Here is a 17,650-nt window from a genome sequence, read left to right as displayed (position 1 = left end):
GCTATTTTGCGCAAGCAACTAGTTACGTGAACAACCAAGAGTTGCCGTAAGGTAACCCGCTCTTTCGCATCGGTAGGGACATGGACAGCAATATCCGCATTCGCCTGAAGGCGTTCGATCATCGCGTGCTCGATCAGGCAACCGGCGACATCGCCGACACCGCTCGCCGCACCGGCGCGCTTATCCGCGGTCCCATTCCCTTGCCGACGCGCATCGAGAAGTTCACGGTCAACCGTGGGCCGCACATCGACAAGAAGTCGCGCGAGCAGTTCGAAGTGCGTACCTACAAGCGCATGCTCGACATCGTGCAGCCGACGCCGCAGACGGTCGACGCGCTGATGAAGCTCGATCTTGCGGCAGGCGTTGACGTGGAGATCAAGCTGGCGTAACGCGCCGCTTCTCCAACGAGATTCGGTCCCATCCGGGGCCACACGATAAGGGATACCGCCGGATTTATCCGGGCCCGCGTCCCCCGACACGCCGCGCTGCTTCAAGCACGGCACCAGCCCGGGTCGGGGCACGCACATCATTTGGGGCTGATACGCGGGATGCGGACGGGCTTTGGCTCGCCCTCGTCCCTCAAGCCCGTTCGGCAATCGTGCCGGCGGGCCTCTGAAACAAGGAGCATGGATCATGCGCACTGGCGTGATCGCGAAGAAAATGGGGATGACCCGCTTGTTCCAGGACGATGGGCGCCATGTGCCCGTCACCGTTCTGGCGCTCGACAATCTGCAGGTGGTCGCCCGCCGCGAGACCGACCGTGACGGCTATGTCGCGGTTCAGCTCGGCGCCGGCGCGGCCAAGGCCAAGAATGTCGCCAAGCCGCAGCGGGGCCATTTCGCGAAAGCAGAAGTCGAGCCCAAGGCAATCGTTCGGGAATTCCGCGTGTCGGAAGACGCGCTGCTTGACGTCGGCGCCGAGATTTCGGCCGACCATTTCGTCGCCGGCCAGCTGGTCGACGTGCAGGGCTACACGCAGGGCAAGGGCTTTGCCGGCGCGATGAAGCGCTGGAACTTCGGCGGTCTGCGCGCGACGCACGGCGTCTCGGTCTCGCACCGCTCGCACGGCTCGACCGGCAACCGTCAGGATCCCGGCAAGGTCTTCAAGAACAAGAAGATGGCCGGTCACATGGGCGACCGCCAGCGCACTCAGCAGAATCTCGAAATCGTCTCGACCGACGCCGAGCGCGGCCTGATCTTCGTCAAGGGCTCGGTGCCCGGCTCGAAGGGCGGCTGGCTGCTCGTGCATGATGCGGTCAAGGTGCCGCTGCCCAAGGACGCGCCGTACCCGGCCGGCCTGAAGCAGGTCGCCAACGAGAACACCACCCCTGTCGCCGACACGCCTGCTGACGAAGCACCCGCGGTCGAGGCGACCGAAGGCCAGGAGGGCTAAACCATGAAGGTCAAGGTTCAGACCCTGGACGCCGGCAAGGCTGCTGGCGAAATCGACCTCAGCGATGACGTGTTCGGCCTCGAGCCGCGCGCCGACATCCTGCACCGCGTCGTCACCTGGCAGCTCGAAAAGCGTCGCGGCACCGCCCGTGGCACCCGCGAGCGCGCCGACGTGGCCCGCACCGGCAAGAAGTTCGGTCGCCAGAAGGGCGGCGGCACGGCACGTCACGGCGATCGTCGCGCGCCGGTGTTCATCGGCGGTGGTAAGGCGCACGGCGCCCGCGTCCGCGACTTCAACCCGTCGCTCAATAAGAAGGTGCGTGCGCTCGGCCTGAAGATGGCACTGTCGGCCAAGGCGAAGGACGGCAAGCTTGTCGTCGTCGACACGCTGGCAGTGGACAATGGCAAGACCGCGGTGCTCGCGAAGAACTTCGCGTCGCTCGGCGCCAAGACCGCGCTGGTGATCGACGGGGACATGGTCGAGGCGAGCTTCGCGCTGGCCGCCGGCAATATCCGCGAGATCAACGTGCTGCCGGCTGCCGGTGCCAATGTCTATGACATCTTGAAGCATGACACGCTGGTGCTGAGCCGCGCCGCGGTCGAAAAGCTGGAGGCGCGGTTCCATGGCTAAGAAGCAGAATGCCGCGGTGGATGTGCGTCATTACGACGTGATCCTGGCGCCGCACATCACCGAGAAGGCTACCTTGGTGAGCGACCAGAATGCGGTCGTGTTCAAGGTCGCTAACCGCGCCACCAAGCCTGAGATCAAGGCGGCGGTGGAAGCGCTGTTCAACGTGACCGTGACCGGCGTCAACACCATCACGCAAAAGGGCAAGACCAAGCGCTGGAAGGGTGTTCCCTATCAGCGGTCTGACTTCAAGAAAGCGATCGTGACGCTCAAGGACGGGCAGTCGATCGACGTGACCGAAGGGGTGAGCGCGTAATGGCACTCAAGCATTACAACCCGACCAGCCCGGCGCGACGTGGATTGATCCTCGTCGACAAGTCGGGGCTGCACAAGGGCAAGCCGGTCAAGGCGCTGACCGAAGGCAAGCGCAAGACCGGCGGACGCAACAACAAGGGCCATGTCACGTCGCGCGGCATCGCCGGCGGCCACAAGCAGCGCTATCGCATCGTCGATTTCAAGCGCCGCAAGTGGGACGTGCCGGCAACCGTCGAGCGGCTGGAATATGATCCCAATCGCTCGGCGTTCATCGCGCTGGTCAAGTATCAAGACGGGGAGCTCGCTTATGTGCTGGCGCCGCAGCGCCTGGCCGTGGGTGACAGCGTGATTGCCGGCAAGAAGACCGACGTGAAGCCCGGCAACGCGATGGAACTCGGCCAGATGCCGGTCGGCACGATCGCGCACAATGTCGAGATGAAGCCCGGCAAGGGCGGTCAGCTGGCGCGCGCGGCGGGCACCTATGTGCAGGTCGTCGGCCGCGACAAGGGCATGGTGATGATCCGCCTCAACTCGGGCGAGCAGCGCTATATCCGCAGCGATTGCATGGCGACGGTGGGCGCGGTGTCGAACCCCGACAATGCCAACCAGAACCTCGCCAAGGCCGGTCGCAACCGCTGGCTCGGCAAGCGCCCGCTGACGCGCGGCGTCGCCAAGAACCCGGTCGACCACCCGCATGGCGGTGGTGAAGGCCGCACCTCGGGCGGCCGTCACCCGGTCACGCCCTGGGGCAAGCCGACCAAGGGTGCGCGCACCCGTCACAACAAGGCGACCGACAAGTTCATCATCCGGTCGCGTCACGCGAAGAAGAAGGGCTGATCGATGGCTCGCTCCGTTTGGAAGGGTCCGTTTGTGGACCTCAATCTGTTGAAGAAGGCGCAGACCGCGCAGGAAGGTGGCGCGCGGGCGCCCATCAAGACCTGGTCGCGCCGCTCGACGATCCTGCCCGACTTTGTCGGCCTGACCTTCAATGTCTATAACGGCAAGAAGTTCGTGCCCGTCTCGGTCAGCGAGGAAATGGTCGGCATGAAGCTGGGTGAATTCGCGCCGACGCGCTTCTTCCCCGGCCATGCTGCTGACAAGAAGGGCAAGCGCTAATGGGCAAGGCTGCTGCACCCCGTCGCGTGGGCGACAAGGAAGCGCTGTCGGTCGGCACGCAGATCCGTGGTTCAGCGCAGAAGCTGAACCTGGTCGCGGGCCTGATCCGCGGCAAGAAGGCCGGCGATGCGATGAACATCCTCGCTTTTTCCAAGCGGGCGATGGCGGAAGATGCGCGCAAGGTGCTCGCGTCCGCGATCGCTAACGCGGAGAACAACCATAATCTCGACGTCGACGCGCTCGTCGTCGCCGAGGCGTCGGTCGGCAAGTCGATCACGATGAAGCGTTTCGCGACGCGCGGTCGCGGCAAGTCGACGCGCATCCTGAAGCCGTTCTCGCGGCTTCGCATCGTCGTGCGCGAGCAGGAAGAAGAGGCTTAAGTCATGGGTCAGAAATCAAATCCGATCGGGCTGCGCCTCCAGATCAACCGCACGTGGGACAGCCGCTGGTTCGCCGAGGGTGGCGATTACGGCCGGCTGCTGCTGGAGGATCTCAAGATCCGCCAGTTCATCCTGAAGACGCTGCCGCAAGCCGCGATCAGCAAGGTGGTGATCGAGCGTCCGGCGAAGCTGTGCCGCATCTCCATCTATGCCGCGCGCCCCGGTGTCATCATCGGCAAGAAGGGCGCCGACATCGAGAAGCTGCGCAAGACGCTGGGCAAGATGACCGCGTCGGACGTGAGCCTTAACATCGTCGAAATCCGCAAGCCCGAAATCGACGCCAAGCTCGTCGCGCAGGGCGTTGCCGATCAGCTCGAGCGCCGCATCGCGTTCCGTCGCGCCATGAAGCGCGCGGTGCAGTCGGCGCTGCGGCTGGGTGCCGAAGGCATCCGGATCAATTGCGGCGGCCGTCTGGGTGGCGCGGAAATCGCGCGGACCGAATGGTATCGTGAGGGCCGCGTGCCGCTCCACACGCTGCGCGCCAATGTCGATTATGCCGAAGCGCAGGCGCACACCGCTTATGGCGTGTGCGGCGTGAAGGTGTGGATCTTCAAGGGCGAAATCCTCGGCCATGACCCGATGGCGCAGGACCGGCTGATGATGGACGCGCAGACCTCTGGCGTGCGCCCGGCGCGCGAAGATCGCAGGAACTAAGAGCCATGTTGCAACCGAAACGCACCAAGTTCCGCAAGGCCTTCAAGGGCCGCATCCATGGCGATGCCAAGGGCGGCGCGACGCTCAACTTTGGGTCTTATGGCCTGAAGGCGATGGAGCCCGACCGGCTGACCGCGCGCCAGATCGAGGCTGCCCGCCGCGCGATCACGCGTCACATCAAGCGCCAGGGCCGTTTGTGGATCCGCATTTTCCCGGACGTGCCGGTCTCGTCCAAGCCCGCCGAAGTCCGCATGGGCTCGGGCAAGGGCTCGCCTGAATTCTGGGCAGCGCGCGTCAAGCCCGGCCGCATCCTGTTCGAGCTCGACGGCGTGCCCGGCCCGCTCGCGGCGGAAGCGTTCGAGCGCGCAGCGATGAAGCTGCCGATCAAGACCAAGGTGGTGGCCCGCCTCGGCGACACCTCGCACCTGGGAGCGTGATAGCGATGACCAAGACTGCGGATTTCAAGGCGAAGACCGACGACCAGCTGGTCGAGCAGCTCGGCGAGCTGAAGCGCGAGGCGTTCAACCTCCGCTTCCAGGCAGCGACGAGCCAGCTCGAAAAGCCGTCGCGGGTTCGCGAAGTGCGGCGCGACATCGCGCGCATCAAGACCATTCAGTCCGAGCGTACGCGCTCGGCGGCGAAGTAAGGATTTAGCCATGCCGAAGCGCGTGCTGACGGGACAGATCGTCTCGGACAAGAACGACAAGACGGTGGTCGTGCTGGTGGAGCGCAAGGTCAAGCACCCGCTCTACGGCAAGATCATCCGCCGCTCGAAGAAGTATCACGCCCATGATGAGGCGAACGAGTTCAAGTCGGGCGAGACGGTGCGGATCGAAGAGACCGCGCCGATTTCGAAGAACAAGACCTGGCGCGTCATCGAGCGCGTGGCTGCGGCGGTGACGCCAGAGCGGGTCGAAGTCGACGCGTAATCCGTCATCCCAGCGAAAGCTGGGATCGCGGGCGGCAGAGACAAATGCCAACGACCCCAGCTTTCGCTGGGGTGACGGTCGAGAAGAAATTAAAGGCGGCGTCCGGTCGGTATCGGGCGCCATAGCGAAGAAGGAACCGGATCGATGATCCAGATGCAATCCAATCTCGAGGTCGCTGACAACAGCGGCGCGAAGCGGGTGCAGTGCATCAAGGTGCTGGGCGGATCGAAGCGTCGCACCGCGGGTGTCGGCGACATCATCGTCGTCAGCATCAAGGAAGCCGTGCCCAGGGGCAAGGTGAAGAAGGGCGACGTGCACCGCGCGGTCATCGTGCGCACGGCGAAGGATATTCGCCGTCCCGACGGCTCGGTGATCCGTTTCGATACCAATGCCGCCGTGCTGGTCAACAAGAACGAGGAGCCGATCGGCACCCGTATCTTCGGGCCGGTGGTGCGCGAGCTGCGTGCCAAGAAGCACATGAAGATCATCAGCCTTGCGCCGGAGGTGCTGTGATGGCTGCTGCGAAGATCAAGAAGGGCGACCGCGTCGTCGTCCTGTCGGGCAAGGACAAGGGCAAGACGGGTGAAGTCACCCGCGCGCTGCCGAAGGACGGCAAGGTCGTCGTGTCGGGCGTGAACGTGCATGTCCGCCACAAGAAGCCGAGCCAGCTCAACCCGCAGGGCGGGCTGGAGCGCATCGAGGCGCCGCTGCCGGTGTCGAAGGTCGCGATCGCCGATCCCAAGACCGGCAAGCCGACCCGCGTCCGCTTCGAGACCAAGGACGGCAAGAAGGTCCGCGTGGCCGTGAAGTCCGGGGAGACGATCAATGGCTGATACTTACACGCCGCGGATGAAGAAGCTGTACGACGAGACCATCGTCAAGGCGATGACCGAGAAGTTCGGCTATAAGAACGCGCTGGAAGTGCCGAAGATCGAGAAGATCGTGCTCAACATGGGTGTGGGCGAGGCGGTCAACGACCGCAAGCACGTCACCAATGCGGCGGGTGAGCTCGAGCTGATCGCGGGCCAGAAGCCGGTGATCACCAAGGCCAAGAAGTCGATCGCGCAGTTCAAGCTGCGCGAAGGCATGCCGATCGGCGTCAAGGTGACGCTGCGTCGCGAGCGCATGTACGAGTTTCTGGATCGCTTTATCACCATCGCGTTGCCGCGCGTGCGTGACTTTCGCGGCCTGAACCCGAAGAGCTTCGATGGGCGCGGCAATTACGCTTGCGGCCTGAAGGAGCAGCTGGTGTTCCCCGAGATCAACTATGACCGCATCGACAAGGTGCGCGGCATGGATGTGATCGTGACGACCACCGCCAAGACCGACGACGAGGCGCGCGAACTGCTCCGGCTGTTCGGCTTCCCGTTCCCGCAGGAAGAAGCCGAGAAGAAAGCGGCGTGATCCAATCAGCCGTCACCCCAGCGAAAGCTGGGGTCGCAGGCGGCAAACGGTCCCAGCGTTCGCTGGGACGACGAGAGAGAAAGTAGAGAGCTTAAGTCCATGGCGAAACTGAGTTCGATCAACAAGAACGAGCGTCGCAAGCAGCTCGTGAAGAAATATGCCGGGCGCTATGCCAAGCTGAAGGCGATCGCGAACGACAAGGCGCTCGACGAGACCGAGCGGCTGATCGCGCGCCTGAAGCTCGCGGAGATCCCGCGCAACGGCAACCCGACCCGCATCCGCAACCGGTGCGAGCTGACCGGCCGTCCGCGCGCTTATTATCGCAAGTTCCGCCTCTGCCGCGTGCAGCTCCGCGAATTGGCCAATAAGGGCCTGATTCCGGGCGTCACCAAGTCGAGCTGGTAAGGATCAGATTATGGCATTGACCGATCCCATTGGTGACATGCTCACCCGCATCCGCAATGGCCAGCGCGCCCGCAAGGACAGCGTGCTGACGCCGGCGTCGAAGCTGCGCGTCCGCGTGCTCGATGTGCTGCAGCGCGAAGGCTATATCCGCGGGTACGCCGAGGAAACGATGGGCCCCGCCAAGGGTCTGCGCATCGAGCTTAAATATTTCGAGGGCCAGCCCGCGATCAAGCATGTCGCGCGCGTCTCGAAGCCCGGCCGTCGCGTGTACAGCGGTTCGCAGGAACTGCCGCGCGTGATGAACGGCCTGGGCATCACCATCGTCTCGACGCCCAAGGGCGTTCTGTCCGACGCGGAAGCGCGCGAGCAGAATGTCGGCGGCGAAGTGCTGGCGGAGGTATTCTGATGAGCCGCACCGGTAAAAAGCCGATCGCCATTCCCGCCAACGTCACCGCGACGCTGGACGGCGGCCTGATCTCGGTCAAGGGCCCCAAGGGCACGCTGACCATGCCGATGGCCGACGATGTCGTCTATGCGCTGGAAAACGGCACGCTGACGGTCAAGCCCGCCAACGACACCAAGCGCGCTCGCGCGTTCTGGGGCATGCAGCGCACATTGGTTGCCAATCTGGTGACGGGGGTGACCGAGGGTTTCCAGAAGGTGCTGGAAATCACCGGCGTCGGCTATCGCGCCGCCGCGCAGGGCCGCACGCTCAACCTGCAGCTGGGCTATAGCCACCACGTCAACTTCGCGATTCCGGACGGGATCGAGATCAAGACGCCCGATCAGACCACGGTCGAGATCAGCGGCATCGACAAGCAGAAGGTTGGCCAGGTGGCCGCGGAAATCCGCCGCTGGCGCAAGCCCGAGCCGTATAAGGGCAAGGGCATCAAGTATCGCGGCGAGTATATCTTCCGCAAGGAAGGGAAGAAGAAGTGATGAGCAAGGGTCTTTCCCTCTTCGAAAAGCGGCGTCGCCGCAACCGCACGGCGCTCCGCGCGCGCGCCGGCAATCGTCCGCGCCTGTCGGTGCATCGCTCGGGCAAGCACATTTATGCGCAGGTGATCGACGACGCCGAAGGGCGCACCGTCGCGGCTGCCTCGACGCTCGACAAGGGCGCCAAGGGCACCAGCGGCGCGAACATCGAAGCTGCGACCAATGTCGGCAAGCGCGTGGCGGAAGCCGCGAAGGCCGCCGGCGTGACGCAGGTCGTGTTCGATCGCGGCGGCTTCCTGTACCACGGACGCGTCAAGGCGCTGGCGGATGCCGCGCGCGAAGCCGGATTGGAGTTCTAAGGCATGGCGGACGAAATCATTCAGGGCGCGGAAGCAGCGCCGGAAGCGACCGATGCCGGCGCACCGCGTCGCGGCCGGGGTGGCCGTGGCGGTGAGCGCGGCGGTGGTCGCGGTGGCGATCGTGGCGGCCGGGGCCGTCGCGATGATCGCGGCGCGCGTGGCGGCACCGATGAGGGCGGCGAAGAGCTGATCGAAAAGCTCGTGCATATCAACCGCGTTTCCAAGACGGTGAAGGGCGGCAAGCGCTTCGGCTTTGCGGCACTCGTCGTTGTCGGCGATGGCAAGGGCCGGGTCGGCTTCGGCCATGGCAAGGCGCGCGAAGTGCCCGAAGCGATCAGCAAGGCAACCGCCGCCGCCAAGAAGGCGATGGTCCGCGTGCCGCTGAAGGAAGGCCGCACGCTGCACCATGACGGCAACGGCCATTTCGGCGCGGGCCGGGTCACGCTGCGCTCGGCGCCGCAGGGCACCGGCATCATCGCCGGCGGCCCGATGCGCGCGGTGTTCGAATCGCTCGGTGTTGCCGATGTGGTGACCAAGTCGGTCGGCACATCCAATCCCTACAACATGATCCGCGCGACGTTCGACGCGCTGACGACGCAGGTCAGCCCCAAATCGGTGGCGCAGCGTCGCGGCAAGAAGATCGCCGACCTGCTCGGCCGTAGCGGATCGCAGAGCGCCGAGGCGGATGCCGCGGCGATCGTGGAGTAAGCCCCATGGCAACCATCAAGATTACCCAGACGGGCTCGCCCATCCGCCGCACCAAGGACCAGCGCGCGACGCTGATCGGCCTTGGCCTCGGCAAGATGCACAAGACCTCGGAACTGACCGACACCCCTGAGGTGCGCGGCATGATCCGCAAGGTCGCGCATATGGTGCAGGTCGAAGGCTGAGCCTTCCACCTTGCTGGAAACGCGGACGCCCGGCGAGCAATCGCCGGGCGTTTGCTTTTGGAGCGGTCGCGCAAGGCCGGGACACTCTGCGCCAACAAAGCGGTTGTGACGGGCGCGGCATTCGCGATAGCACGCGGCGGGTCAAGCGATGTCGGGGGGCGAACGCAGGCAATGGCTAGCGCGGACATCACCGTTATCATCCTGACGCATAACGAGGCGCTGCATATCGAACGCGCCATCGCCTCGGTACGGTCCATCGCGGCGCGGGTGTTGGTGGTGGACTCCGGTTCGACCGACGACACGATCGAGCGGGCGCGCCGCGCTGGGGGCGACATCCTGCATAATGACTGGGTCAATCATGCGACGCAGTTCAACTGGGCGCTCGATCATGGCGACATCCGCACCGGCTGGGTGATGCGCCTCGATGCCGACGAAGTGATCGAGCCCGACCTCGCCGCCCGGATCGCCGCAGAACTGCCGCTTCAGCCTGCCGATGTGGCGGGGATCAGTTTCGCCCGAAAGCACATCTTCATGGGCCGCTGGATCAGGTATGGCGGGCGTTACCCGTTGATGCTGCTGCGATTATGGCGCGCTGGCCAGGGTCGCGTCGAGAATCGCTGGATGGACGAGCATGTCGCGGTTGGTGGTGGCCGGGTGATTACGATGCCGGGCGGTTTTGCCGACCATAATCTCCACGATCTGAGCGCGTTCATTGCCAAGCATAACGGCTATGCGACGCTCGAAGCGATCGACCGGCTCGACGAGCGCTATGCGCTGGGGTTGAGCGACACGCCCGAGGCTGCCGCCATGCCGCAGCAAGCCGGGCTCAAGCGGTGGCTGAAGCAGCGCGTCTATAATCGCTTGCCGCTGGGGGTGGGGCCGCTTGCCTATTTCCTCTATCGCATGATCTTCCGGCTCGGCTTTCTCGATGGCCGGGCGGGGTTGATCTATCATGCGCTGCAGGGCTTCTGGTATCGCTTCCTGGTCGATGCGAAGGTTCTCGAGCTGGAGGGTGAACTGGGCAAGGCAGGGTGCCAGACGGCGGCCGAGCGCCGCGCGCTGCTGAGCGCGCTGACCGGGCACAAGCTGACGGCGCCGGGGGACGAGGCATGAAGCCGCTCGACGCATCCCAATCCCAGCCGCTATCGGGCGGGCCGAGCTTCTCGCTCGCCAATCGGGCATATCGCGCCGGCTGGCAGCTTGCCTGGCTGCTGCTAGCGCGGTGGACCCCGCCAATGCTCAATGGCTGGCGCTGCTGGCTGTTGCGCTTGTTCGGCGCGCGGATCGCGCCCGGCGCGCATGTCCGCAGCAGCGCGGTGATCTGGGCGCCGGCGAACCTGATCGTCGAGGCGGGCGGATCGATCGGGCCCGGCGCGATCATCTACAATATGGCGCCGATCACGATTGGCGCGCGGGCGATCGTCTCGCAGCGCGCGCATCTCTGTGCGGGGTCGCACGATATCGAGGATCCGCATTTCCAGCTCGTCGCGCGGCCGATCGTGATCGGCGCGGATGCCTGGGTGGCGGCGGAAGCGTTCGTCGGGCCGGGCGTGGTGGTGGGCGAGGGGGCCGTCCTTGGCGCGCGGGGCTGCGCGTTCAGCGATCTCGATGCCTGGGGCGTCTATGGCGGCAATCCCGCCAAGCTGATCCGCCGTCGCGCGAAGGCGCCAGGCGCGGCATAACCGTGCGCTACCGCTTTTAGGGGGTGACAGCGCGCGCCTGACCGACTATGCGGCCCAGCTTCCATCCAGCGCGACCATAGCGAAAGCGAGTGCACGACCATGAAACTGAATGAAATCGCCGACAACCAGGGTGCCCGTCACCGCAAGATCCGCGTCGGACGCGGCATCGGTTCGGGCAAGGGCAAGACCGGCGGGCGTGGCCAGAAGGGCCAGAAGAGCCGCGAAGGCGTGTCGATCAACGGCTTTGAAGGCGGCCAGATGCCGCTCCACATGCGGTTGCCGAAGCGCGGCTTCAACAACATCTTCGCGCGCGATTATGCCGAGGTGAATCTGGGCGCGATCCAGAAGGCGCTCGATGCCGGCACGCTGAAGGCCGAGGTCACGATCGACCATGCCGCGCTGAAGGCGGCGGGTCTCGCGCGCGGCGGCAAGGACGGCGTTCGGCTGCTCGGCAAGGGCGACTTCTCCGCCAAGCTGACCTTCCTCGTCGCCGGCGTGTCGAAGGGCGCGCGCGAGGCGGTCGAAAAGGCAGGCGGCTCGGTTGAGGTGATCACCGTGGTGCCGGCTGCCGAAAAGGCCGCTGCCAAGAAGGGCACCGTGCGCGCCGCGAAAATCGCCGCCAAGAAGGGCTGAGGTTGATGGTGCCGCTCCGGCTTCGGTTGGAGCGGCCATCGCCCGGCGACGGGAATTTGCCCCTTCCCATTAGACAAGCGCGGCCTAGCGCCTATATGAGCGGCGGGGCGCGTGATCGCGGATCCCGCCGTTTTGCTTTCCGCCGTTAGGACGTAAGTACGCATGGCCTCTGCCGCCGAACAAATGGCTTCCAGCCTGAGCTTCGCCAATTTCACGCAAGCGACCGATCTCAAGAAGCGCCTGTGGTTCACGATCGGCGCACTGATCATCTTCCGGCTGCTGTCTTATGTGCCGCTGCCGGGCGTCGACCCGACCGCGCTCGGGCTGCTCAGCCAGCAGACCAATGGCGGCGTGCTCGACCTGTTCAACAATTTCTCGGGCGGCTCGCTCAAGCGGATGAGCCTCATCGCGCTCGGCGTGATGCCCTACATCACCGCCTCGATCGTGGTGCAGCTCGCGACCTCGCTGTCGCCGACGCTCAACTCGATCAAGAAGGAAGGCGAGAGCGGCCGCAAGCGGCTCAACCAATATACCCGCTACGGCACCGTGCTGCTGACCATGATCCAGGGCTATTTCATCGCGCTGGGGCTGGAATCGTTCGGCGCCTCGCAGGGCGTTGCGGCCGTGATCGAGCCGGGCCTGATGTTCCGTATCGGCGCGGTGATCAGCCTCGTCGGCGGCACGATGTTCCTGATGTGGCTGGGCGAGCAGATCACCAGTCGCGGCATCGGCAACGGCACCAGCCTGATCATCATGGCGGGCATCGTCGCCAATCTGCCGACGACGCTCTACAATCTGTTCGAGGGCAGCCGATCGGGAAGCCTCGACTCGGTGCGCGTGATCGGCATCATCGTCGCGGTCGCTGCGCTGGTGCTCTTCATCTGCTTCATGGAGCGCGCGCAGCGCCGCATCCTGATCCAATATCCCAAGCGCCAGACGCAGCGCGGCATGCAGGCCGACCGCAGCCACTTGCCGCTCAAGATCAACACCGCCGGCGTTATCCCGCCGATCTTCGCGTCGTCGCTGCTGCTGATGCCGCTGACGATCACGCAGTTCGCCGGCAAATACACCCAGGGGCAGAGCTGGATCGGCGACACGATCATCACGCTCAACCAGTATCTCCAGCACGGTTCGCCGCTTTATCTGACGCTTTATGGCGCCGGCATTATCTTCTTCTCGTTCTTCTACACCGCCGTGGTGTTCAACCCGGAAGAGACGGCCGAGAATCTCAAGCGCTATGGCGGCTTTATCCCCGGCATTCGTCCGGGCAAGAACACCGAGCAGTATTTCGATTATGTGCTGACGCGCATTACCGTGATCGGTGCGGCGTATTTGACGATCATCTGTCTGGTGCCCGAATATCTCGTCTCGGCGCTGTCGATCCCCTTCTATCTCGGCGGGACTAGCCTGCTGATCGTCGTCAACGTAACGATGGACACGGTGACACAGATCCAATCGCACTTGCTCGCGCACCAATATGGCGACCTGATCAAGAAGGCGAAGCTGAAGGGCGGCAGGCTGCGCTGAGACAAGCAGCCACCGCATAGGTAGGGGGACGCAAGGCGTTGAATATCATCCTGTTGGGGCCGCCGGGCGCGGGCAAAGGCACGCAGGCGGCGCGCCTGCAGGCGACGCGCGGCATGGTGCAGCTGTCGACCGGCGACATGCTGCGCGCGGCGGTGAAAGCGGGAACGCCGGTGGGCTTGCGCGCCAAGGCGGTGATGGAGGCGGGTGAGCTGGTGTCGGACGAGATCGTCTCGGGCATCATCGGCGACCGGCTTGACGAGCCCGATACCGCGCATGGCGTGATTTTCGACGGCTATCCGCGCACCGAAGCGCAGGCGCGCTCCTTGGACGAACTGCTCGGCGAGCGGCATCGCAAGCTCGATTATGTCATTGAGCTCGAGGTCGACGAGGATGCGCTGGTCGAGCGGATCGTCGGGCGCTTTTCCTGCGTCAAATGCGGCGCGAATTACCACGACAAATTCCATCTGCCGAAGGTTGAGGGCACGTGCGACGTCTGCGGTGCCCATGAATTCAAGCGCCGTGCCGACGATAACGAAGTCACGGTGCGCACCCGAATGGCCGAATATCGCGCCAAGACCGCGCCGATCCTGCCGATCTACGAAAGCCGCGGGCTGGTCCGCCGCGTCGACGGCATGGCCGATATCGACCATGTCAGCGCCGCGATCGAGGCGATCCTGGCGGGCCGGTAATTGAGCGGCGCCCCGCGCGGCGCTGGACTCGGCTGGCATCGCTCCGCTAGCCTGCGCCCAGGCATGGGGAGGGCGCGATGCGCGGATTGATCGCAGCGTTGATCTTGGGTGGCGTGGCGGTAGCAGCGCCCGCCCGATCGGAAGTCGAGCAAGCGACGCCGGTCATGTTCGATATCGAGCAGAGCCTCACCATCGACGCGCCGGTGCAGCAGGTATGGGATACGCTGCGCAGCCCGCAAAAATGGTGGTCGCACGACCATACCTATACCGACAACAGCGCCAATCTTTATCTCGACAGCCAGGCGACCGGCTGCTTCTGCGAGAAGATCCCCGGCAAGGGCAGCGTCGAGCATGGCCGGATCGTCTTTATCCAGGCGCCACGCGCGTTGCGGCTGAGCGCGGCGCTGGGGCCGCTCCAGGCCGAGGCGGTGACGGGCACGCTGACCATCGTGCTCGCGCCGGAAGGCGATAAGGCAACCAAGGTGTCCCTCGCTTATATCGTCAGCGGCTATGCCAAGGGCGGGCTCGATGCGATTGCGCCCAAGGTTGACGATGTGCTGGCGGTACAGATGAAGGGGCTGAAGACCGCCGCCGAAGCGCCGCCGGCGCCGGCGCCAGCCGATGAGGGCGAGGCGAAGAAATAAAGACGGCGACGCGGCGTCGGGACTTTCGTCTCTGCGCTTATCCGTCATCCCCGCGCAGGCGGGGATCCATTTTCGCTGAAGCTCGTAAAGCCGATTAGCGCTGGCACGAATGGATTCCCGCCTGCGCGGGAATGACGGACAGATCTACCAGAAAGGCTCTACCGCCCCACCGCCGTGTAGCGCAGGCCGATCGCTTCCACATCGGCCCGCGCATAGATGTTGCGCAAGTCCACCAGCACATCGCCCTTGAGTAGCGCCTTGATCCGCTTGAGGTCGAGTGCGCGGAACTGGTTCCACTCGGTGACGATCGCGACCGCGTCGGCGCCATCGACCGCCTGATACGCGCCCTCGCAATAGGTCACGTCGTCGAGCACTTTCTTCGCCTGCTCGATGCCTTCGGGATCATAAGCGCGGACGCTGGCGCCGGCGTCCTGCAACGTCTGGATGATCGAAATGGCGGGGGAATCGCGCATATCGTCGGTGTTGGGCTTGAAGGTCAGGCCCAGGATGGCGATGGTCTTGTCGCGCACGTCGCCGCCCATCGCGGTGATGATCTTGCGGCCCATCGCGCGCTTGCGCTGATCATTGACCGCGACCACGGCTTCGACGATCCGCTGCGGCGCTTCGCAATCCTGCGCGGTCTTGAGCAGCGCCAGCGTGTCCTTGGGGAAGCACGAGCCGCCATAGCCGGGCCCGGCATGGAGGAACTTGGCGCCGATGCGGTTGTCGAGGCCGATGCCGCGCGCGACATCCTGCACGTCCGCGCCGACTTTCTCGCACAGATCGGCGATCTCGTTGATGAAGGTGATCTTGGTCGCGAGGAAAGCGTTGCCGGCATATTTGGTGAGTTCGGCGGCGCGGCGGCTCATCTCGATGATCGGCGAGCGGCCGATGGCAAGCGGGCGGTAGATCGCGCGCATCACCTCGAGCGCGCGCGGATCGTCGCTGCCAATCACGACGCGGTCGGGGCGCTTGAAATCGTCGATCGCGGCGCCCTCGCGCAGGAATTCGGGGTTGGAGACGACCGCGAACTCGGCTGCCGGGTTGGCGTCACGGATGATGCGCTCGACTTCATCGCCGGTGCCGACCGGCACGGTCGATTTGTCGACGATCACGGTGAAGCCGTCGATCGCGCCGGCAATCTCCTCGGCAGCGGCGTGGACATAGCTCAGATCGGCGTGCCCGTCGCCGCGGCGCGAGGGCGTGCCGACCGCGATGAACACGGCGTCAGCGCCGCGGACGCTGGCGGCGAGATCGGTCGAGAAAGCGAGGCGGCCCGCCGCGACATTGCTGGCGACGAGGGCATCGAGGCCCGGCTCGTAGATCGGCATGCGCCCGGCGAGCAAGGCGTCGATCTTCGCCGCATCCTTGTCGACGCAGATCACATCGTGCCCGAAATCGGCGAAACACGCGCCCGACACCAGTCCGACATAGCCCGATCCGACCATTGTGATGCGCATGATATAGCCTGTTTAGTGAGCGGATGACGACTGGCGACAAGGCCAGCGGGTGGGGATCGCGTTAGCTAGGGCTGGCCCAGCAAATCAAGCGCGAAGGCGCGCACGGTGTCGCGCATGTCGGGGCGTTGTAGCGCAATCGCGAGATTGGCCTGGATATAGCCCGCCTTGTCGCCGCAATCATAACGCCGGCCATCGAAGGTGACGCCGTGGAAGGGCTGGGTGCCAATCATCCGCGCCATCGCGTCGGTCAGCTGGATTTCGCCGCCCGCGCCTTTCTCCTGATGTTCGAGCACGCGCATCACTTCGGGCTGGAGGATGTAGCGACCGATCACGGCGAGGTTGCTCGGCGCAGTGCCGCGCGGCGGCTTTTCGACCAGGCCCTGCACTTCGGTCAGGCTGCCGTTGCGCGCGCCGGGGGTGATGACGCCGTACATATGCGTCGCGTCATCGGCGACTTGCTGCGCGCAAATCAGGTTGCCGCCGACGCGGTTATAGGCGTCGACCATCTGCTTCAGGCACCCGGGCTCGCCGACCATGAAATCGTCGGCGAGCAGCACCGCGAAGGGCTCGTCGCCGACGATGTCGCGCGCGCACCACACCGCATGGCCCAGCCCCATCGGCTCCTGCTGGCGAACATAAGCGACCGCGCCGGGCTTCAACCGCGTCTGGTGGAGCAGATCGAGCGACTTGCCGCGCGCGACCATCGTCGTTTCGAGCTCATAAGCAATGTCGAAATGGTCCTCGATCGCCGATTTGCCGCGCCCGGTGACGAAGATCATCTGCTCGATGCCGGCGTCGAGCGCCTCGTCGACGGCATATTGGATCAGCGGGCGATCGACGACCGGCAGCATTTCCTTAGGGAGCGCCTTGGTCGCGGGCAGGAAGCGCGTGCCGAGCCCGCCGACCGGGAACACTGCCTTGCGCAGGGGCTTGATCATTCGCTGTATCGTCCAAAGCCAGTTTGGGCGCGGGCTATCGCACCGCGCCCAGTCGGATGCAACCCGGCCGGATGCAACAGCAGCGGAACGAGCGCCGGCGTCGCTATTGCAGCGATTGCCCGGCGCTGGCGAACGCGGCGACGCCAACGGTCGGTGCCGAGGCATTGCCGACGCGCGTCGCGAGCACATGCGCGATCCGCCAGCGCGCGGCGAAGCGCAGCGTGAACTCGTAATCGAAGAACGCCGCGACCGTGCCGCCCTGGTCCATGTCGAGCACCGGGCCATAAGCGCGCACGGTCAAGCCATGCCGCTTGTCGCCACGCTCGATAACGATCGCGGTGATGATGTGGCGCCACGCGCCATTGCCCTTGGCGTGGACCAGACCGGGCACCGTCGCCAGCTCGGCAGGCCCGGCGAGCCGCTTGCCATCGGCGCATTCGAAGACGCCGTCGGTGGTGAACAGCTCCGCCCAGCACGGCCCGCGATCATGATCGAGGAAGTGCGAATATTGCGCCAGCAGCTCGTTGACGTCGAGCCGAGTCTGGAAATCCAGGGTCGAGATACAGGTCATCGGTCGCGCTCCAGTTTTCCGGTTGCGACCCCTTTGCGG

At 65.0% G+C, this 17,650-nt stretch carries 29 protein-coding genes; 26 read left to right on the top strand and 3 right to left on the bottom strand.

Features of this window, described 5'->3' with window-relative positions:
- The first annotated feature begins 80 nt into the window (after positions 1-80).
- The 26 genes from rpsJ to ACLB0R_RS00990 all read left to right on the top strand — a co-directional run bounded on the left by rpsJ (position 81) and on the right by ACLB0R_RS00990 (position 14,642).
- Positions 81-389, top strand: a complete 309-nt coding sequence (gene rpsJ / locus ACLB0R_RS01115; RefSeq protein ID WP_007406109.1) for a 30S ribosomal protein S10 — start codon at positions 81-83, stop codon at positions 387-389.
- A 244-nt stretch (positions 390-633) separates the two neighbouring features.
- Positions 634-1,392 (top strand): 50S ribosomal protein L3, encoded by a 759-nt coding sequence (gene rplC, locus ACLB0R_RS01110; RefSeq protein WP_416641396.1) that lies wholly within the window; start codon positions 634-636, stop codon positions 1,390-1,392.
- A 3-nt stretch (positions 1,393-1,395) separates the two neighbouring features.
- Positions 1,396-2,022, top strand: a complete 627-nt coding sequence (gene rplD, locus ACLB0R_RS01105; RefSeq protein WP_416641395.1) for a 50S ribosomal protein L4 — start codon at positions 1,396-1,398, stop codon at positions 2,020-2,022.
- Positions 2,015-2,335, top strand: coding sequence for a 50S ribosomal protein L23 (locus tag ACLB0R_RS01100; protein ID WP_416641393.1), 321 nt, complete (start codon positions 2,015-2,017; stop codon positions 2,333-2,335). The genes rplD and ACLB0R_RS01100 overlap by 8 nt, the downstream gene beginning before the upstream one ends.
- Positions 2,335-3,171: a 50S ribosomal protein L2 gene (gene rplB / locus ACLB0R_RS01095; protein WP_416641391.1), complete on the top strand. Its 837-nt coding sequence runs from the start codon at positions 2,335-2,337 to the stop codon at positions 3,169-3,171. Before ACLB0R_RS01100 ends, rplB begins: the two co-directional genes overlap by 1 nt.
- Positions 3,172-3,174: 3 nt before the next feature.
- Positions 3,175-3,450 (top strand): 30S ribosomal protein S19, encoded by a 276-nt coding sequence (gene rpsS, locus ACLB0R_RS01090; protein WP_416641389.1) that lies wholly within the window; start codon positions 3,175-3,177, stop codon positions 3,448-3,450.
- A complete protein-coding gene (gene rplV / locus ACLB0R_RS01085) occupies positions 3,450-3,830 on the top strand; it encodes a 50S ribosomal protein L22 (RefSeq protein ID WP_416641387.1) in 381 nt (126 codons plus the stop codon). The genes rpsS and rplV overlap by 1 nt, the downstream gene beginning before the upstream one ends.
- Positions 3,831-3,833: 3 nt before the next feature.
- A complete protein-coding gene (gene rpsC, locus ACLB0R_RS01080) occupies positions 3,834-4,544 on the top strand; it encodes a 30S ribosomal protein S3 (protein WP_416641386.1) in 711 nt (236 codons plus the stop codon).
- Positions 4,545-4,549: 5 nt separating this feature from the next.
- The gene (gene rplP / locus ACLB0R_RS01075) at positions 4,550-4,981 is read left to right on the top strand and encodes a 50S ribosomal protein L16 (protein ID WP_416641384.1); all 432 of its coding nucleotides are present in this window, start codon (positions 4,550-4,552) and stop codon (positions 4,979-4,981) included.
- Between the two features lie 5 nt (positions 4,982-4,986).
- On the top strand, positions 4,987-5,190 hold the full coding sequence (gene rpmC / locus ACLB0R_RS01070; RefSeq protein WP_416641382.1) for a 50S ribosomal protein L29: 204 nt from the start codon (positions 4,987-4,989) through the stop codon (positions 5,188-5,190).
- A gap of 10 nt (positions 5,191-5,200) precedes the next feature.
- Positions 5,201-5,473, top strand: a complete 273-nt coding sequence (rpsQ, locus tag ACLB0R_RS01065; RefSeq protein ID WP_416641381.1) for a 30S ribosomal protein S17 — start codon at positions 5,201-5,203, stop codon at positions 5,471-5,473.
- 144 nt (positions 5,474-5,617) lie between these two features.
- Entirely contained in the window at positions 5,618-5,986 is a 369-nt protein-coding gene (gene rplN / locus ACLB0R_RS01060; protein ID WP_416641380.1) for a 50S ribosomal protein L14, read from the top strand.
- Entirely contained in the window at positions 5,986-6,306 is a 321-nt protein-coding gene (rplX, locus tag ACLB0R_RS01055) for a 50S ribosomal protein L24 (RefSeq protein WP_416641378.1), read from the top strand. The genes rplN and rplX overlap by 1 nt, the downstream gene beginning before the upstream one ends.
- Positions 6,299-6,877: a 50S ribosomal protein L5 gene (rplE, locus tag ACLB0R_RS01050; RefSeq protein ID WP_416641377.1), complete on the top strand. Its 579-nt coding sequence runs from the start codon at positions 6,299-6,301 to the stop codon at positions 6,875-6,877. The genes rplX and rplE overlap by 8 nt, the downstream gene beginning before the upstream one ends.
- A 99-nt stretch (positions 6,878-6,976) precedes the next feature.
- Entirely contained in the window at positions 6,977-7,282 is a 306-nt protein-coding gene (gene rpsN, locus ACLB0R_RS01045) for a 30S ribosomal protein S14 (RefSeq protein ID WP_416641375.1), read from the top strand.
- A gap of 10 nt (positions 7,283-7,292) precedes the next feature.
- Positions 7,293-7,688 (top strand): 30S ribosomal protein S8, encoded by a 396-nt coding sequence (gene rpsH / locus ACLB0R_RS01040; protein ID WP_416641373.1) that lies wholly within the window; start codon positions 7,293-7,295, stop codon positions 7,686-7,688.
- Positions 7,688-8,221 (top strand): 50S ribosomal protein L6, encoded by a 534-nt coding sequence (rplF, locus tag ACLB0R_RS01035; protein ID WP_416641371.1) that lies wholly within the window; start codon positions 7,688-7,690, stop codon positions 8,219-8,221. Before rpsH ends, rplF begins: the two co-directional genes overlap by 1 nt.
- On the top strand, positions 8,221-8,577 hold the full coding sequence (gene rplR, locus ACLB0R_RS01030; RefSeq protein ID WP_416641369.1) for a 50S ribosomal protein L18: 357 nt from the start codon (positions 8,221-8,223) through the stop codon (positions 8,575-8,577). Before rplF ends, rplR begins: the two co-directional genes overlap by 1 nt.
- 3 nt (positions 8,578-8,580) lie before the next feature.
- Entirely contained in the window at positions 8,581-9,285 is a 705-nt protein-coding gene (gene rpsE, locus ACLB0R_RS01025; protein ID WP_416641367.1) for a 30S ribosomal protein S5, read from the top strand.
- A gap of 5 nt (positions 9,286-9,290) precedes the next feature.
- Entirely contained in the window at positions 9,291-9,467 is a 177-nt protein-coding gene (gene rpmD, locus ACLB0R_RS01020; protein ID WP_416641365.1) for a 50S ribosomal protein L30, read from the top strand.
- A 171-nt stretch (positions 9,468-9,638) separates the two neighbouring features.
- A complete protein-coding gene (locus ACLB0R_RS01015; protein WP_416641364.1) occupies positions 9,639-10,580 on the top strand; it encodes a glycosyltransferase family 2 protein in 942 nt (313 codons plus the stop codon).
- On the top strand, positions 10,577-11,149 hold the full coding sequence (locus ACLB0R_RS01010; RefSeq protein WP_416641362.1) for a putative colanic acid biosynthesis acetyltransferase: 573 nt from the start codon (positions 10,577-10,579) through the stop codon (positions 11,147-11,149). Before ACLB0R_RS01015 ends, ACLB0R_RS01010 begins: the two co-directional genes overlap by 4 nt.
- A 99-nt stretch (positions 11,150-11,248) precedes the next feature.
- A complete protein-coding gene (gene rplO / locus ACLB0R_RS01005; RefSeq protein ID WP_416641361.1) occupies positions 11,249-11,782 on the top strand; it encodes a 50S ribosomal protein L15 in 534 nt (177 codons plus the stop codon).
- 162 nt (positions 11,783-11,944) lie between these two features.
- Entirely contained in the window at positions 11,945-13,309 is a 1,365-nt protein-coding gene (gene secY / locus ACLB0R_RS01000) for a preprotein translocase subunit SecY (protein ID WP_416641359.1), read from the top strand.
- A 38-nt stretch (positions 13,310-13,347) separates the two neighbouring features.
- On the top strand, positions 13,348-13,998 hold the full coding sequence (locus ACLB0R_RS00995; protein ID WP_416641357.1) for an adenylate kinase: 651 nt from the start codon (positions 13,348-13,350) through the stop codon (positions 13,996-13,998).
- A gap of 77 nt (positions 13,999-14,075) precedes the next feature.
- Positions 14,076-14,642 carry an SRPBCC family protein gene (locus ACLB0R_RS00990; protein WP_416641356.1) on the top strand — a complete coding sequence of 189 codons (567 nt, stop codon included), beginning with the start codon at positions 14,076-14,078 and terminating at the stop codon, positions 14,640-14,642.
- A 158-nt stretch (positions 14,643-14,800) separates the two neighbouring features.
- Here ACLB0R_RS00990 and ACLB0R_RS00985 read toward each other — a convergent pair whose 3' ends face one another.
- The 3 genes from ACLB0R_RS00985 to ACLB0R_RS00975 all read right to left on the bottom strand — a co-directional run bounded on the left by ACLB0R_RS00985 (position 14,801) and on the right by ACLB0R_RS00975 (position 17,611).
- Entirely contained in the window at positions 14,801-16,102 is a 1,302-nt protein-coding gene (locus ACLB0R_RS00985; protein ID WP_416641354.1) for a UDP-glucose dehydrogenase family protein, read from the bottom strand.
- Positions 16,103-16,167: 65 nt separating this feature from the next.
- Complete coding sequence (gene galU / locus ACLB0R_RS00980; RefSeq protein WP_416641352.1) at positions 16,168-17,040, bottom strand: UTP--glucose-1-phosphate uridylyltransferase GalU; 873 nt, start codon at positions 17,038-17,040, stop codon at positions 16,168-16,170.
- A gap of 103 nt (positions 17,041-17,143) precedes the next feature.
- Positions 17,144-17,611, bottom strand: a complete 468-nt coding sequence (locus ACLB0R_RS00975; RefSeq protein WP_416641351.1) for a nuclear transport factor 2 family protein — start codon at positions 17,609-17,611, stop codon at positions 17,144-17,146.
- Positions 17,612-17,650: the final 39 nt, after the last annotated feature.

The sequence above is a fragment of the Sphingomonas sp. GlSt437 genome (assembly GCF_048015635.2).
Lineage (GTDB): Bacteria > Pseudomonadota > Alphaproteobacteria > Sphingomonadales > Sphingomonadaceae > Sphingomonas.
This window is presented reverse-complemented; position numbering and strand designations above follow the sequence as displayed.

Bases quoted from the DNA above. Each gene is read 5' to 3' on its own strand.
- rpsJ (WP_007406109.1), top strand. From the start codon at position 81: ATGGACAGCAATATCCGCATTCGCCTGAAGGCGTTCGATCATCGCGTG.
- rplC (WP_416641396.1), top strand. From the start codon at position 634: ATGCGCACTGGCGTGATCGCGAAGAAAATGGGGATGACCCGCTTGTTC.
- rplD (WP_416641395.1), top strand. From the start codon at position 1,396: ATGAAGGTCAAGGTTCAGACCCTGGACGCCGGCAAGGCTGCTGGCGAA.
- ACLB0R_RS01100 (WP_416641393.1), top strand. From the start codon at position 2,015: ATGGCTAAGAAGCAGAATGCCGCGGTGGATGTGCGTCATTACGACGTG.
- rplB (WP_416641391.1), top strand. From the start codon at position 2,335: ATGGCACTCAAGCATTACAACCCGACCAGCCCGGCGCGACGTGGATTG.
- rpsS (WP_416641389.1), top strand. From the start codon at position 3,175: ATGGCTCGCTCCGTTTGGAAGGGTCCGTTTGTGGACCTCAATCTGTTG.
- rplV (WP_416641387.1), top strand. From the start codon at position 3,450: ATGGGCAAGGCTGCTGCACCCCGTCGCGTGGGCGACAAGGAAGCGCTG.
- rpsC (WP_416641386.1), top strand. From the start codon at position 3,834: ATGGGTCAGAAATCAAATCCGATCGGGCTGCGCCTCCAGATCAACCGC.
- rplP (WP_416641384.1), top strand. From the start codon at position 4,550: ATGTTGCAACCGAAACGCACCAAGTTCCGCAAGGCCTTCAAGGGCCGC.
- rpmC (WP_416641382.1), top strand. From the start codon at position 4,987: ATGACCAAGACTGCGGATTTCAAGGCGAAGACCGACGACCAGCTGGTC.
- rpsQ (WP_416641381.1), top strand. From the start codon at position 5,201: ATGCCGAAGCGCGTGCTGACGGGACAGATCGTCTCGGACAAGAACGAC.
- rplN (WP_416641380.1), top strand. From the start codon at position 5,618: ATGATCCAGATGCAATCCAATCTCGAGGTCGCTGACAACAGCGGCGCG.
- rplX (WP_416641378.1), top strand. From the start codon at position 5,986: ATGGCTGCTGCGAAGATCAAGAAGGGCGACCGCGTCGTCGTCCTGTCG.
- rplE (WP_416641377.1), top strand. From the start codon at position 6,299: ATGGCTGATACTTACACGCCGCGGATGAAGAAGCTGTACGACGAGACC.
- rpsN (WP_416641375.1), top strand. From the start codon at position 6,977: ATGGCGAAACTGAGTTCGATCAACAAGAACGAGCGTCGCAAGCAGCTC.
- rpsH (WP_416641373.1), top strand. From the start codon at position 7,293: ATGGCATTGACCGATCCCATTGGTGACATGCTCACCCGCATCCGCAAT.
- rplF (WP_416641371.1), top strand. From the start codon at position 7,688: ATGAGCCGCACCGGTAAAAAGCCGATCGCCATTCCCGCCAACGTCACC.
- rplR (WP_416641369.1), top strand. From the start codon at position 8,221: ATGAGCAAGGGTCTTTCCCTCTTCGAAAAGCGGCGTCGCCGCAACCGC.
- rpsE (WP_416641367.1), top strand. From the start codon at position 8,581: ATGGCGGACGAAATCATTCAGGGCGCGGAAGCAGCGCCGGAAGCGACC.
- rpmD (WP_416641365.1), top strand. From the start codon at position 9,291: ATGGCAACCATCAAGATTACCCAGACGGGCTCGCCCATCCGCCGCACC.
- ACLB0R_RS01015 (WP_416641364.1), top strand. From the start codon at position 9,639: ATGGCTAGCGCGGACATCACCGTTATCATCCTGACGCATAACGAGGCG.
- ACLB0R_RS01010 (WP_416641362.1), top strand. From the start codon at position 10,577: ATGAAGCCGCTCGACGCATCCCAATCCCAGCCGCTATCGGGCGGGCCG.
- rplO (WP_416641361.1), top strand. From the start codon at position 11,249: ATGAAACTGAATGAAATCGCCGACAACCAGGGTGCCCGTCACCGCAAG.
- secY (WP_416641359.1), top strand. From the start codon at position 11,945: ATGGCCTCTGCCGCCGAACAAATGGCTTCCAGCCTGAGCTTCGCCAAT.
- ACLB0R_RS00990 (WP_416641356.1), top strand. From the start codon at position 14,076: ATGCGCGGATTGATCGCAGCGTTGATCTTGGGTGGCGTGGCGGTAGCA.
- ACLB0R_RS00985 (WP_416641354.1), bottom strand. From the start codon at position 16,102: ATGCGCATCACAATGGTCGGATCGGGCTATGTCGGACTGGTGTCGGGC.
- galU (WP_416641352.1), bottom strand. From the start codon at position 17,040: ATGATCAAGCCCCTGCGCAAGGCAGTGTTCCCGGTCGGCGGGCTCGGC.
- ACLB0R_RS00975 (WP_416641351.1), bottom strand. From the start codon at position 17,611: ATGACCTGTATCTCGACCCTGGATTTCCAGACTCGGCTCGACGTCAAC.